Source organism: Taibaiella lutea (assembly GCF_008629695.1).
Lineage (GTDB): Bacteria > Bacteroidota > Bacteroidia > Chitinophagales > Chitinophagaceae > Taibaiella > Taibaiella lutea.
The window spans coordinates 843,596-858,359 of the sequence record NZ_VWSH01000001.1; the positions used below are offsets into that span (position 1 = coordinate 843,596).

The window sequence follows — 14,764 nt, forward strand, 5'->3', positions numbered from 1 at the left end:
CACCGATAATATAACATCATTTCAAAAAAAAAGTTCTGTCAGCTTAAAATTGCCTTTAAATAAACTGCGATTTCATTTCGCTGATAATGACGTATTACATTACTATTTATTGGTTTTATAAAAATATTAATACAAATAAATCTAACCTTAATGTAATTATCATGGATTAGCAAATCATTTTAACTATTTTCGCTACAAATTTTCCAATATGAGTATATCTGATTTATTAGGCTTAAAGAATAAAGAAAAAGCCGAAACAAACCTTAAAAACGGTGAAGCGTTTCTTGAAGAAAACAAATCTAAAGAAGGCGTAATCACACTCCCAAGTGGCTTGCAATATTTGGTATTGAAAGAAGGAGAAGGTGCAAAACCAACTGCAACCAGCCGCGTTACATGTCATTATCATGGCACACTTATTGATGGTAAAATATTTGACAGCTCTGTTCAGCGCGGACAGCCTGCTACTTTCCCGTTAAACCAGGTGATTGCGGGCTGGACGGAAGGTGTACAGCTTATGAGCGTTGGCAGCAAATACCGTTTCTTTATTCCTTCTGCATTAGGATATGGCTCACGCCAGGTGGGAAGTGATATAGGACCTAATAGTGTATTGGTTTTTGATGTAGAATTGTTGTCGATTGCTTAATCGAAACTTTTCTGATATAAGGAGAGCTGCCATAATTATGGCAGCTCTCCTTATATCAGACCCTTGCGAATTTGTTGCTATTACAATTGCTTTACTTTCTCTATAATGCTGTCGAAATTATCATCGCGCCGGAATGATTTTATAAGAACAACCACTTCAGGATAATCTTTAAAGTAATTGCATAAAGCTTCTTTTGCTTTTTCATATTTCCCTTCTTTCATACGAATGCTATACGGAAAGCTTATTAATGGTTTTTGTTCTGTTTCCACTCTTTCAAAAACGATATTAGGATAGTATTGTATGGACTGGCTAACAGGATTATAACCTGTTATCAAAACCAGATAAATATTAAAATGCCCTTTATGGAGTATTTCACCAAATGCCTTTTTAATTTTTGTGGTTTTTCCAATCAATGTATAGTTATCAGAATATGCATCGAAATCATATAATGAAACATAGGTTAAGGTATCAACCTTAAAGCCAATTAAATCATCGGGATCATATTTTAACACATCCGCATCTTCACTTGCTTTGAATTTCACTTTATTGAATTGACCTGCCAACCATTTAAGCTGGCCTTTTCTAATAGTAGAATCTTTTAGAATAATAGTGCCGCCAACATAATTATTTGCAAAGAATTCATTTTGTGCCTGGCAGGCAAAAGCAATAAAAAGAATAAATAAAACAGATGATAATAGCTTCACTGAAAACCGAATCATTTAAGAATGCAATTTATTTATCAAACTTTATTTCATAAATCTTAGGCCACATCTTACCGGTTATATACACTTTATTGTTAGCCGAATCGTAAGCGATACCATTCATTTCCATTGAACCACGCGAAATATTTTTGGCTTCATTGGCTAAAGAGGTAAGATCCAGTTCACCTGCAACCTTGCCATCGGCAGGATTTATTTTAACTATTTTGTTGGTTGTCCAGATGTTGGCATAAATATATCCGTTGATATATTCCAGTTCATTAAGATAAGGTCTTTCAAAACCATCCTGTTTTACTGAAATAGTTTTAACTACTTTCAAATCAGCAGGATTCAGATAGGTCAAAGTATTGGTACCATCAGACATAATGAGGTTCGTACCATCGGTAGTCATACCCCAGCCTTCTTTACTCGGGAAAGTAAAATCGCCCAGCTTCTTAAATGTTTTTGCATCGTATATAAAACCGATTTTTGTTTTGTAAGTAAGCTGAAACACTTTACCGTTAAGGAAGGTAATGCCTTCGCCAAAATATTTCTCTTTATCAATCTCGGCTTTCACATCAATCTTTCCGGTGGCAAGGTCAACCGCACCAAATAAAGACCTTGTTTGCGGCAAATCGGTTGTTGCGCCTGTGCTTTCAAACAACCGGCCATCATGAACCAAAAAGCCTTCTGTAAAGGAAGTGGTATCGTGCGGGTATTCATGTACGAAAACAAAGTCTATCTGCGGAGTAAGCGGCGCTTCTTTTTCTGTAACCGGAGTATCGTTTGTGTCCGTGGTTTTATCCTTACAGGCTGTAGTGAACAAGGATAGGGCAAGTAAGGGTATTATTGTCAGTTTCATGTATTTATGCGTTTGTTTGTATCGCATTCTTTTAAAATTAAAATCCGGATAAAGATACGATTCTGCATTATTGAATGTTTTCGTACCTCGTTTTTTATCAGGCATTATTTCTTCATTTTTTGAAGAAATAAATTGTCACTGTTTTTCACAAAGCATTCATTAAAAGAAACAAAGCTGCTACTATTTGCGACAAAGTGTTTCTGGAAGAAACAAAACTGTTACTATTTGCGACAAAGCGTTTCCGGAAGAAACAAGGCTGTTACTATTTGCGACAAAGTGTTTTCAAAAGAAACAAAGCTGTTACTATTTGTGACAAAGCATTTCCTGAAGAAAACACAGGTTTCTCTGAAATTATCGTGTTTATTGTAACGTTACAATACGTATTAAAAACTTACCAATCTTTTTTCCATATTTTTTTTGATTGTCTTAAATAATGAAATCAATTGAATTACAATAAAAAATAAGTTATAAAAAATTATCTGTTCAATCTCAACACTGCAACTAATGTTTTTTGGCATGATTTTTGACTATAATAAAATTATTATTTACCTAAAATTCATTTTATCATGGCTACAAAAAGCACACAAACAAAACGCATGACTGCCAAAAGACTTACAAAAGTAGAAGATGGCCTTTTAGCAGCAAGCCAATTAGTGGACTATGCGCCCGTAAGAAAAGAATACGATTCAGAACAATTAGAAAATCTCAGAAATGAAATGCAAAAAAAACACGAAGCTGAAGAAGCGACAAGGCATGCTTATGAAGCGGCAAGAGATGCTGCAATCTCAATAGAATGGTTTGCATCAGATTTTTTAATAGAAGTAGCCAACCAGGCAAAAGCACAATATGGCGCTAACAGCGATGAATATGCAAGCCTGGGTTACAAAAAGAAAGCAGCTTACAAAAGGTCTGCCAATAAAAAGAAGTAAGCAGAGAATAAGTCAAAAAGGTGTCTGACAATTGGAATTGTCGGACACCTTAATGTTTCTTAGCAGATAAGGTTATCATTAAAGCTTCCATTCCTTTCAATGTGCCGGCATAAACATTATTCTTCTTAAATTCAGGAATGAATGCAGTGTCGATAATTGATTTAGTAGCTGCATCGCTTAATATTTTTGCAGTACCAATTCCGTTTTGGATGTACATTATTCTATATCCTTTGCAAATACCAATGAACAAGCCATTATCTTTTTCTTTTTCTCCAACACGCCATTGTTGCGCTACTTTCAGCGTGTAAGATTGAAAGCTATCTTTCTTCACCATACCAGAGTCAAAGGTTGCCAATGCTATCTGAATATCTGCTCTTTTATTATAATCCTTAATAACGCTGTCTAATGTTATTTCTTCAGACTTCGAATAAATATTCTCAAAATCATTTACAAATCCCGTTGGTTGCGGAATGTTGGGATCATTAGTAAAATCTTTCCCTTGAAAATGATTTTTGGGTGCGAAGTTGCATTGACAGAAAGCTGTCACAAATATTAAAGTGAAAAGATTAAAAAATATAGTGTGCTTCAAGAAAATCTGTTTAACTTTTATTGACTATCTGCATGTAAGAAACAAAATATTTAGATTATCCCGTAGGGATTTTAATATTGGTAGTAGAATATATTAAATCGCTCTGTAAAGGACCCCATCGGGGTCACATTGCATCATTACAAACGAACAAAAATAAATGCGGCTATCCAATTTTGTCCCTACAGGACAAACCAATAATGCGTAATCTATATTGCTACCAATATTAAATCCCTACGGGATAAATTTCCGTTTGTTGTTTGCTGTTTTGTTTCCTTAGATGCGGATAGTCAGTTAACTTTTTATAAATAACCTATTGAGAAGTTATAGTGCCTAATCATTTATAAGCGTCTTTTTCTTTTCGGGTATTATGAGTTCCTTACTTAAGTTTGTCAATACTTTTCTCATTTCATCAATGTCTGTAGTGGAAGTATCAATAAAGAACCATTTCTTTCCATTATCCATGGAAATAGCGATTAAATAAGTTTCTGAAACAATTTTACCTTTTGGTGTATTCATTTCTATCGTCTGGGGAACGACACACTGAAGTTCATCTCCTTGTTTAATAATCGCATGTGGTTCTCCGATTTTTAAACTCAGCATAGCAAATCCATCTGCCTCCATATTACCCATAAGTTCGGTCAGTGCTTTTACTTCACCTTGCTCTCCTCCCATCATTTCTTTTATTTTGGGATAAGTATATGCTGAAAAGGTTTTATAATCTTTCTTTAGAAACAACCGTGCCATTTCTTCGCCCTGGGACTTAATTTCTGTTGAAAAAATATTTGTGCTGCTCTGTTGTGCGTGAGTATTACAGACACCAATGCAGAGAGAAAAACAAAGAAGGAATAATAGATGCTTCATATTTATAGATGTGTGAAAATTGAATTGTGAATTTATACAAAAATTGATAAGTAAGAAGTTTGCAAACAGGATGTTTTTATACTTACCCCTACCCTAATAATTGAGCATAACTCATTTCCTAAAAATAAGCGGTATATCCAAAATGTATCTTGGTCTGTTTAAACTGAAAGTCATTGCCACTCGTCTTTCCAAGGCCTAATGCTATATTGAAAATGCCCGATTTGTTTTCGAGTGTAATGCCGCCGCCAAGGCTAACGGGATTATCCTTCCTTTTACCGCCGTTGTAATCGGCCTGAATAATGGAGGCATCACTGAACAAATAGAAATAAGAATTGCGGCTCAGTAAAAACCTGAATTCGAGCGTGCCTACATGATAGAGATTGGCATAAATACTTTGCTCATCAAAACCACGCAGCAATTTAAAGCCACCTAATTGATACAGCTCATTCAGGAATAAATTTTTCCCGCTGATATAGCCTCCGTTATAGGCAATCTTTATCACAAAATTCTTTAACGGCGTAATATAGTAGTTAGCAACTGCGGCGAAACGATATTGGTATTTCTCTACATTAGCACTATCGTACAACTTTTTGTAATCGTATCCCGTTCCGTCGTCAATATTTGCAATAGCATCATTTGTCTTTACTGTGCGCAAAAGCCCTGAGCCCGAGAAAGAAGCCTGCCAACCTTTCCGCGGATTCAGGCGGTAATCGGTACGATCCATGTTGAAAGTAAAAACAGCGCCTTTAGTCGATATATCCAGATTATCCGGCAGCTTTTTGTTTTCAATTACATAATCGGTATCTGCATTAATAAGATGATTGCTGTATGCCTGATAAGCAAGCTTAAAAAAGTCGGAAGCATTCAATTGATATTTAAAGCCGAGGTCAAATGTGGTGCGGTAAAAGGTGGTATCTTTTTTAAATAAATCAAAGCTCCCGTCGAAACCGACAGGCGTACCAATCAGATAAGGAATACCGGTTTCCAGATGAAAACGCGGTGATTTGTATTGCAGGTTCTGATAAGTTGCAGCAATGGTTTCACCATAACCCAAAGCATTTTTAAGACCCAGTAAAATGTCTGCGGTCAATAAAAACTTACCTGTAGCAGCAGTATTGGGTTGGAGCCCTATCAAACCATTCAATTGATTTGATTTCTTTTCTTTGAGGTAAAGATATAAGGTATTGCCGCCTACGGTAAAATCCATACGCCAGGGTTTGGAGGGTTGCAGGAAGGCCAATTCATTCAGCCTTTTGTTCACAAGCCTTAATTGGGTTTCATTGTATAAGTCGCCCTGTTTAATGCCTAAGTAATGTTGCAGATATTCCCTCGAAATGTCTGCATCAGATTCTATACTTAAGCTGTCAAACCTTGTCAGCCGGCCTCTTTCAAGTATGAAATCGGCGCTGAGGCCTTTATCTTCCTGTTTAATGTTTCGCAAAGTGGTATAGGCAAAAGGATAACCATTGTTCTCGCAGTAGTTCAGCATAATTTCGCTCAGCGCCGACAATTGTTTTGCATTTACAGGCCTGTTGCTCCATTCACGTTCCCGTATATTCATTTGTATAAGCAAGGCCGTAGGAATACTGTCGAAAGAAAGCCTTGCCCATTGATATTTCGGCCCCTGAAAAATAAATGCCTCGACTTTTGTTTCTGTCAAAACCAATGTGTCGACCGAAGCAGCGAGATAACCATTGTCCTGCATCGCAGCTATTAATTTTTTCAAGGCATCATAAGCATCCATTGCGTTATCAAAAGATTGCAGGGAGGGCGTTGTTTTGTTTTCTATAATGATGTTTTTACTTTCAGCAGAATCTATTCGCTGAAGTACAAGCTGCACCTGCTGTCCGGCGCTGAAATGCGGACAACAAAGTATAACTGACAACAAAAGAAAGACAACCCGTAACCTCATTATGAAAGAGAATAATTGCAAAGTGTTTTCAAAAGTAATTTTTTATTTATTAAAACGATTTTGAGTAATTTGTATTGTCAAACCCCCGATGTCTATGAAGAAAAAATTATTATCATTTGTTTTATGCACCGCAATTATTGGTTATTTCGGCTATATCAATGCACAAAGGGGGCCATTGCAGGCCGGTAATAACATTCATATAGATGCGGACAGCTTTACCATCCGGAAATGGGCGGAAAGACATGCTTTTGATTCGTTTCAGAATATAGCTTTACAACAATTGCTTAAAACGGGAAATTACGATTCTGTAGTTCAATATTGCAATTATTTCAGAGAGAAGGACAGCATTGACATCAATACTTATGAATTGGCTATAGCAGCAACATACTGGCCTTTTGGCGAAAGGCCCAAAGCGTATGATATCGTTATGAAAAATGTCCAGTATGATTTAAGCCTTCATGCAGGTGGCCAACATCCTTTTCAAATGTTATGCGATTACAGCATCGGCCTGAACCTCACCACAGACAAGCTGCTGGAAGACATGGTTATGAATAAGGTATCAGATTACTATTCATCGATGAATAATCCTGAAACTTCCGCTGGCCTGAAACTGATCCGGATTTTATATAACAGTGAAAAGCTCATTGCCAAATGCAATTACATGCAATCGTTGATTGATCCCAAATTTCGCAAATCAATCATAGCGCAACGGTATTCAGATGCGGTTCAAAAACAATTTGAAGAAGGACAGTCCCAAATCTTCAATGACCTGGCAGCATTGATTCAGAATAATCATCAGAAATTATATACTGATTATCAGGTTGGCACCGCTCAACCTAATCAGATGCTTATCATAAATGCATTTCAGGATTCTGTACAACATGATTATTTCGATGCTATTTTAAAAACATCTCTTGCAGATAAATCATTGACCGCAGATGACTACGTTGGCTATGCACTTCAGGGCATAAGCATGAAACATAAAGATATGAGTGAAGAAGAAACAAAGCATGCTAAAGATTCTCTTTGCAGGATTTATAAATGTACCGGTTCAAATATCAGCATGATTTTTGATGATAAGGTAGTTATACAGAAATATGATTCTACAGGTAATTTATATTTTGACACAGTACCGGTTAATAAAAGAAACAGTAATAACCATTAATGATAGTTGCCTGACCTACAGTAATTAAGCTCTAAAGCAAATGTCATTAATTCAGGCACTTAAATTCAACCTGTGAGATTTTGAAAACCTCACAGGTTTCCAAATACAATGCAAATCAAAAACAAACGGGCATCAGTTATTAAGTTTAACATTGTTGATAATCCTTTCAGCCAATGGACATTAAGCTCTAAAGCCTATATTGGGATAGAAAACAAATGGAGCTATTCCCAAAAATATTTCCGAAATTTGCGCTGAAAATAAAATTTTCAGTTAACGAGTATTCATGGAAGTAACAACATCATTGCCAAAGTTCCCCAATGTAAAGAACTCAGTGCAAAACTCATTGCATCGTGAGTTGAAGAACAGGGTGCAGCAATATTTTATTGATAACAACATTAAACAAACCGGCAACTTTGGGCTTTGGCACAAAGCTATTGTGTTGGTATTAGGCTTCTCGGCTCTATATCTTCATTTATTGATTGCACAACCTGCCTGGTACTGGGCTTTACTGGAATGTGCATTGTTAGGTGCCATAATTGCTTCTATAGGTTTCAATGTAATGCACGATGGCGGGCATGGCAGTTTCAGCGAAAACAAGGGCATGAACAAAATTGCTTCGTATGCAAGCAGCATGATGGGTGCCAGCCAGTTTATGTGGAATATGAAGCACAACATGATTCACCATACGTACACTAATATTGACGGCGTGGATGATGATATTGATACAGGCATTATGATGCGTATGGCGCCTTCTCAAAAACATTTAAAATTCCACCGCTTTCAGCATATTTATTTTGTAGTGCTGTATATGTTTATGTATGTTTTCTGGGTGTTTTTCAGTGATTACAATAAATATTTTTCGGGTAAAATCGGCATCATGCCGTTAAAGAAAATGACTGCAGGCGACCATATCCGCTTCTGGGCGGTTAAGCTTTGGCATACTGCAGTGTTTATTGTTATACCGATAATGGTAGTTGGTTTTTCGCATTGGCTTATAGGATTTGTTACATTAAGTGCTGTTGCAGGTTTTATATTAAGTATTGTATTTCAATTGGCTCATACGGTTGAAGATGCACACTTTCCTTTAGCGGATGCCGAATCTTTAAAAATGCCGGATGAATTTGCGGCGCATCAAATAAAGACTACTGCAAATTTTGCGACAAACGATAAGTTCATCAATTGGTTTGTGGGTGGTTTGAACTTTCAGATAGAACATCATTTATTTCCAAAAATTTCACACGTACACTACCCTGCTATCAGCAAGATTGTGCAAAAGGTTTGTCAGGAATATAACCTTACTTATGTTAACTATCCAACAATGACAAAGGCTGTAGCAGCGCATGTAGGTTTTTTGAGGGATATGGGAAAGGGGTAATTAAGGTTTTAAATATTAGACATTAGAAGTTAGATATTAGATATTAAAAGAAGAGGCTCACATAATTGTGAGCCTCTTCTTTTAATGTTCGTTAATTATTCTTTACTACTTATAATCCTGCATCGAAATTAAATCATGCACGCCTTCATATTCGCGTTCATCATTGGAGGCAATAATAATCAAACGATTGTGTGAGTATTGTTTCAGCCAATCCTGATAAGTTTGCACTCCTTGTAAATCAAGGTTGCTGCAAGGTTCATCCAACAATAAAAGGGAGGTTTGCGTAAAAAAGGCTTGTGCCAGTTTAACGCGTTGTTTCATTCCTGATGAAAAGTCATGGATAAATTTATGGCTGACTTTCTGCAGACCCATCGCTTCAATGATTTTATCGACTGTGAATCCGTTCAGTATTTTCTTGAAAGTAAAATGAAAAGTAAGAAATTCCTTTAAAGACATTTCCTCTATAATATCCATTCCCGGCGCGCAAAAGCTTACATGTTGAAAAAGCTTTTCGGTACTGAGTTGTGTGTTGTTGATATTGTATTCAATCGTCCCTTTATTGGGACTTTGCATGCCTGCCAGCATGCGGAGTAATGTAGATTTGCCCGAACCATTGGCTCCGAGGATAGCATATTGTTTGCCGTTTTCAAAGGTATAATCCAAACCTTTGAAAACCCAATGTTGCTGATATCGTTTGCCGACTTGATTAACCGATATCGTCATTGCCGTTTCTGCGGGTATAGCCACGCATGATGCCGCGATTGGATTCGCGAATGAAGGTTAATATTTCGTCGCGCTCGTCAGACACCGGAATTTCGGCTTCGATGATACGCATTGCTTTGGCAACGTTATATCCTTTTACGTAGAGAATGCGGAAGATATCCAGAATTTCATTTACTTTTTCGGTACTGTAACCTCTGCGTTTCAACCCCACTGAGTTTACGCCTACATAAGACAATGGTTCACGAGCTGCTTTCACATAAGGTGGTACATCTTTACGAACCATGGAACCACCGGTAACGTAGGCATGAGAACCGATACGTACAAATTGCTGAACAGCTACTAAACCGGCCAATGTAACATAATCGCCCACAACAATGTGACCTGCCAAAGTTGTGTCGTTTGAAAAAATACAATTATTCCCGATAACACAATCGTGTGCTATGTGAGAATAAGCCATAATCAGGCAATTATTCCCGATTCTCGTAACTTCTTTGTCACTTGTACCTCTGTTGATGGTTACACATTCTCTGATAGTGCAGTTATCACCGATTATTACTTGTGTATTTTCACCTTTAAACTTCAAATCCTGTGGAATTGCTGAAATAACGGCTCCCGGAAATACGCGACAATTTTTACCAATACGTGCGCCTTCCATAATAGTAGCATGGGAGGCAATGTAACTACCTTCTCCGATTTCCACATCTTTATGAATGACAGCAAAAGCATCTATTTGTACATTGTCGCCAATTTTAGCCTCGGGATGTACATAAGTTAATGGATGAATCATTTAAAAAAACTTAGTTATTAGATTTGAGATCTGAGATTGAGATTTGAGACAGTATATCGAATAGAACACAACGTAAAATTCTCATATCTCATACCTGATATCTTATATCTATTTTTGTTTTGGTAAAATTTGCGCTACCAATTCCGCTTCCGTAGCAACTTTATTGCCTACATAAGCAGTTCCCTTCATTTCACAAATGCCTCTTCTGATAGGGTTTACCAATTCCAGTTTCAATATCAAAGTATCGCCCGGTACTACTTTTTGTTTAAACTTCACCTTATCTATTTTCAGGAAATAGGTATCATAATTTTCCGGATCAGGATAATTATTCAAGGCCAGCAATCCGCCAACCTGTGCCATTGCTTCTATCTGCAAAACACCTGGCATTACAGGGTTTCCGGGGAAATGGCCCTGAAAGAAATGCTCGTTGAAAGTTACGTTTTTGATACCTACTACTTCCTTATCCGTCATGTCGATAATTTTATCGACTAAAAGGAACGGATATTTATGTGGCAAAGATTTTTCGATATGGACGATATCGTAAACCGGCGGTCTGTTAGGATCATAGGTGGGAATATCCGCCAGGTTTTTATTTTTCTTGATGTATTGTTTCAGTTTTTTTGCAAACTCAATATTTGTTGCGTGGCCGGGGCGGCTTGCAATAATATGAGCGTTGATATTAAATCCTGTCAGTGCCAAATCGCCTACAATGTCAAGCAATTTATGCCTTGCAGGTTCATTCGGATGATTTAACTGCAGATTATTTAAGATGCCTTCACTTTTAACTTCTACTTTAGGTTGATTGAATACAGTTGCCAGCTTTTCCAATTCTGCATCACTCACCACTTTATCTACTACAACAATGGCATTATTCAACTGGCCGCCTTTAATCAGATTGTTTTCAAGCAGATGTTCCAATTCATGCAGGAAGCAGAATGTACGGCTGTTGGAAATTTCTTTCTTAAAATCACTGATATGCTTCAACGTTGCATGCTGGGTACCCAATACCGGAGAATTGAAATCAATCATTGTAGTGATCTGATATTCATTTGCGGGAATGGCAAGCATATCTACATTCTTTACAGGATCGTAGAAATGTATGTTCTGATCAATAGTGTAATATACTTTTTTAGCGTCCTGTTCTAATACGCCCACGCTTTCAATCGCTTCAATAAATTGTTTGGAGCTACCATCCATTATAGGAATTTCAGGTGCATCCAATTCCAGTAAAACGTTGTCCACACTCATTCCGACCAAAGCGGCAAGAATATGTTCAGTGGTATAAATACGTGCTCCATTATGCTCAAGTGTTGTTCCGCGTGATGTATCTACTACATAATCCACATCTGCCTTTACAATAGGTTGTTCAGGCAAATCAACGCGTTTGAAACGAATACCGAAACCCGGATTGGCAGGTTTCAGCGTCAATGTTACTTCCTTGCCCGTATGCAGCCCCACACCGCTTATCGACACTTCACCTTTCAAGGTCTGTTGGAATTCTTTCATTTTTACTTTTTGTTCAAGAATCGTTGTTTGTTTGGCTTCTTTAGCGACTATTTCCATCAAATAAATTTTTTAAACCTTGCATTTCACAGATATATAAAATCAGGCTTCTTATATTTATAATTTTCAAAACCCCATATAACCGGAGTTTTCCAAAAACGGGTCGGCAAAGATAATCCAATTGCTAATATTATTAAACTATTAACTCCCTTTAACCAAAACAGCGTTCAATTTTTCTTCTAATTGTTTGATGCGTTGCGTAAGATCAGGTAAATTTCTAAAAATTACCTGACTTTTCAAATGTGCCTTGAAATCAAATGCAGGCGAACCCCAATATTCCGTGTCTTCTTTAACAACAGGTTTTAACATGCCGCTTTGAGCGCCGATTTTTGTTCCGTCCGCAATGGAAATATGTCCTGCAAAACCAACCTGACCGCCAATCATACAGCGCTTACCTATTTTCACGCTGCCCGAAATACCTGTTTGAGAGGCAATGACAGTGCCCTCGCCTATTTCAACATTATGTGCAACCTGTATTAAATTGTCCAGCTTTACACCTTTTCTTATAAACGTCGAACCTATAGTTGCTCTGTCTATCGTGGTATTAGCGCCTATTTCCACATCATCTTCTATTACTACATTTCCCAGTTGAGGCACTTTCTTATATTTTCCATCACCTTGCGGTGCAAAACCAAAACCATCTGCCCCGATAACGGTTCCTGCATGAACAATCACTCTTTTACCTAATTTACATTGATGATAAATTTTCACGCCGGCATTAATCTGACTGTCATCATCAATCACAACATTATCACCCACATAAGCATGTGGAAATATTTTTACATTATTGCCAATCTTCACATTTCTACCCAGATAAGCAAATGCGCCAACATAAACATCGTTGCCTAACTGCGCTGTAGCATCAATAAAAGAAGGTTGTTCAATGCCTTTCTTAACATTGCCCATAGCCATTACTTCATTGTATTTTTCCAGTAAAGCGGCAAATGCAGCATAAGCATCCGGCACACGGAGCAAAGTAGCGTCAATAGGTCTTTCCAACACAAGCGTTTCATTAATGATAATGATGCCCGCTTTGGTTTCGTACAAATAATGTTCGTATTTGGGATTAGCGACAAAACTCAATGCCTCTTTCCTGCCTTCTTCAATACGCGCAATATCACTAATAGCCGCATCAGGATTACCTTCCACTTTAGCATTAATCAAAGCCGCAATCTGCGCTGCTGTAAACTGCATATTATTCTAATTAAAAAGTAAAATTCATTGTCGTCGAAGACACGAACAATGATATAAAATGTTATTGCTTTATAAACACATTATAATTGCGTTACCCCTATGCTAACAATATAAAAGTAAAAATAAAATCCGGAGCCCGGCCATTATTTTGATATAACGAAAAAAACTCAGGGCATTCTACAAATATAAAATTTCTCCACAGGAACTGTAAGATCTGAACTTATCAGCGCATTATCAACATCTGAAATATTAAGTATATCACCGTTTTTCATCAGAATATTAATCTTTTCATCATACTGGTTATAAGTATTATTGCTGGTAGTGCCTTTAAATAGAAAATACTCCAGATCTTCTTCATTTATCTGTCCGGCATTCAGCACCACTTGTTTCATCTTTTCAAATTCATGTTCCAGAGGCTGGGTACTTAGCCTTACTTTATATAACCTTCTGTTTTCAAGCATGGAACAAAGCTGTGAAAGAATTTTATCGGGATGGCTTGTCCACACTTTTATTGAAGCAGCAATATCAGCATCGTCCAACAGACAAAACTTTTCAAGAATGGCGGGTTCCGAAAGGAAATCATGACCATTTATTTTTTCGTAAAGAAAAAAACGAAAGCTTGGCGTAGCAAATAAATCCACACCTTTCTGAGCCAGATCTCTCGCTCTTTTCAACACATTGATGATGAGATGCTCGGCGCCTAAAACAGTTTTGTGTAAATAAACCTGCCAATACATCAGACGGCGGGCTACAATAAATTTTTCAACTGAATGAATGCCTTTTTCTTCTACCACAAGTCCGCCATCTTTAACGGTAAGCATTTGCAGAATGCGATCGTAACCAATAACACCTTCAGAAACACCAGTATAAAAACTATCGCGATTCAGGTAATCCATCCGGTCCATATCAAGCTGGCTCGAAACCAGCTGATGTAAGAAAGTCTTCGGATGTGTATTGTCGAAAATAGCAATGGCATAGGTCAGCATTCCGTCCATTTCTTCATTAAGGCGCTGCATGATAAGCCGTGAAATAGTTTCATGCGAAATATCGTGCACAATGGTGTGCTCCAATCCATGACTAAAGGGCCCATGACCAATATCGTGCATTAAAATAGCCAGACGGGCCGCAATACATTCGTCCCGGCTGATATCGATGCCTTTGCTCCTCAATTCGGACAAAGCAATATTCATGAGATGCGCAGCGCCCAAAGAATGGTGCAGCCTTGTATGAACCGCTCCCGGGTAAACCAGATGCGCCATCCCCATTTGCTTTATTCTCCTTAACCTTTGAAACCATTTGTGTTCTATAACCTGCATCATTTCCTGCTCGGGGAAACGTATAAAGCCATAAACAGGGTCGTTGATTATTTTTCCGCGCATCAATTCAGTATTTTTCCGGAAGGAAAGAGATTTACGTTCTTTTCCGTAATTGACTGCAAATGTAAGGTTTCAGAAGGATTGGTA

The 14,764-nt window shown here is 37.5% G+C and carries 14 protein-coding genes; 4 read left to right on the forward strand and 10 right to left on the reverse strand.

What is annotated here, in order from left to right:
- Positions 1-208: 208 nt before the first annotated feature.
- Positions 209-643: an FKBP-type peptidyl-prolyl cis-trans isomerase gene (locus tag F0919_RS03595; RefSeq protein ID WP_150031343.1), complete on the forward strand. Its 435-nt coding sequence runs from the start codon at positions 209-211 to the stop codon at positions 641-643.
- 80 nt (positions 644-723) lie between these two features.
- On the opposite strand, the gene F0919_RS03600 is transcribed toward F0919_RS03595, so the two are convergent.
- Positions 724-1,362 (reverse strand): hypothetical protein, encoded by a 639-nt coding sequence (locus tag F0919_RS03600; protein WP_150031344.1) that lies wholly within the window; start codon positions 1,360-1,362, stop codon positions 724-726.
- 13 nt (positions 1,363-1,375) lie between these two features.
- Positions 1,376-2,203 (reverse strand): glutaminyl-peptide cyclotransferase, encoded by an 828-nt coding sequence (locus F0919_RS03605; protein WP_190277246.1) that lies wholly within the window; start codon positions 2,201-2,203, stop codon positions 1,376-1,378.
- A 566-nt stretch (positions 2,204-2,769) separates the two neighbouring features.
- On the opposite strand from F0919_RS03605, the gene F0919_RS03610 reads away from it, so the two are divergent.
- Positions 2,770-3,132, forward strand: a complete 363-nt coding sequence (locus F0919_RS03610) for a hypothetical protein (RefSeq protein WP_150031346.1) — start codon at positions 2,770-2,772, stop codon at positions 3,130-3,132.
- A 49-nt stretch (positions 3,133-3,181) separates the two neighbouring features.
- Here the strand turns inward: F0919_RS03610 and F0919_RS03615 are convergent, their stop codons facing one another.
- The 3 genes from F0919_RS03615 to F0919_RS03625 form a co-directional block, all read right to left on the reverse strand.
- A complete protein-coding gene (locus tag F0919_RS03615; RefSeq protein ID WP_190277247.1) occupies positions 3,182-3,721 on the reverse strand; it encodes a TPM domain-containing protein in 540 nt (179 codons plus the stop codon).
- A 330-nt stretch (positions 3,722-4,051) separates the two neighbouring features.
- Positions 4,052-4,582: a hypothetical protein gene (locus F0919_RS03620; RefSeq protein WP_150031348.1), complete on the reverse strand. Its 531-nt coding sequence runs from the start codon at positions 4,580-4,582 to the stop codon at positions 4,052-4,054.
- A gap of 118 nt (positions 4,583-4,700) precedes the next feature.
- Positions 4,701-6,494: a BamA/TamA family outer membrane protein gene (locus tag F0919_RS03625; protein WP_150031349.1), complete on the reverse strand. Its 1,794-nt coding sequence runs from the start codon at positions 6,492-6,494 to the stop codon at positions 4,701-4,703.
- 94 nt (positions 6,495-6,588) lie between these two features.
- On the opposite strand from F0919_RS03625, the gene F0919_RS03630 reads away from it, so the two are divergent.
- Positions 6,589-7,659: a hypothetical protein gene (locus tag F0919_RS03630; RefSeq protein ID WP_150031350.1), complete on the forward strand. Its 1,071-nt coding sequence runs from the start codon at positions 6,589-6,591 to the stop codon at positions 7,657-7,659.
- 283 nt (positions 7,660-7,942) lie between these two features.
- On the forward strand, positions 7,943-9,034 hold the full coding sequence (locus F0919_RS03635; RefSeq protein WP_150031351.1) for a fatty acid desaturase family protein: 1,092 nt from the start codon (positions 7,943-7,945) through the stop codon (positions 9,032-9,034).
- Positions 9,035-9,139: 105 nt separating this feature from the next.
- Here F0919_RS03635 and F0919_RS03640 read toward each other — a convergent pair whose 3' ends face one another.
- From F0919_RS03640 to F0919_RS03660, 5 genes are all read right to left on the reverse strand, one after another.
- Positions 9,140-9,757, reverse strand: a complete 618-nt coding sequence (locus F0919_RS03640) for an ABC transporter ATP-binding protein (RefSeq protein ID WP_216629362.1) — start codon at positions 9,755-9,757, stop codon at positions 9,140-9,142.
- Positions 9,741-10,544, reverse strand: a complete 804-nt coding sequence (gene lpxA / locus F0919_RS03645; protein ID WP_150031353.1) for an acyl-ACP--UDP-N-acetylglucosamine O-acyltransferase — start codon at positions 10,542-10,544, stop codon at positions 9,741-9,743. Before lpxA ends, F0919_RS03640 begins: the two co-directional genes overlap by 17 nt.
- Before the next feature lie 108 nt (positions 10,545-10,652).
- A complete protein-coding gene (locus tag F0919_RS03650) occupies positions 10,653-12,107 on the reverse strand; it encodes a bifunctional UDP-3-O-[3-hydroxymyristoyl] N-acetylglucosamine deacetylase/3-hydroxyacyl-ACP dehydratase (RefSeq protein WP_235903451.1) in 1,455 nt (484 codons plus the stop codon).
- Between the two features lie 141 nt (positions 12,108-12,248).
- Entirely contained in the window at positions 12,249-13,301 is a 1,053-nt protein-coding gene (gene lpxD, locus F0919_RS03655; protein ID WP_150031354.1) for a UDP-3-O-(3-hydroxymyristoyl)glucosamine N-acyltransferase, read from the reverse strand.
- A gap of 167 nt (positions 13,302-13,468) precedes the next feature.
- Entirely contained in the window at positions 13,469-14,680 is a 1,212-nt protein-coding gene (locus F0919_RS03660; RefSeq protein ID WP_150031355.1) for an HD domain-containing protein, read from the reverse strand.
- Positions 14,681-14,764: the final 84 nt, after the last annotated feature.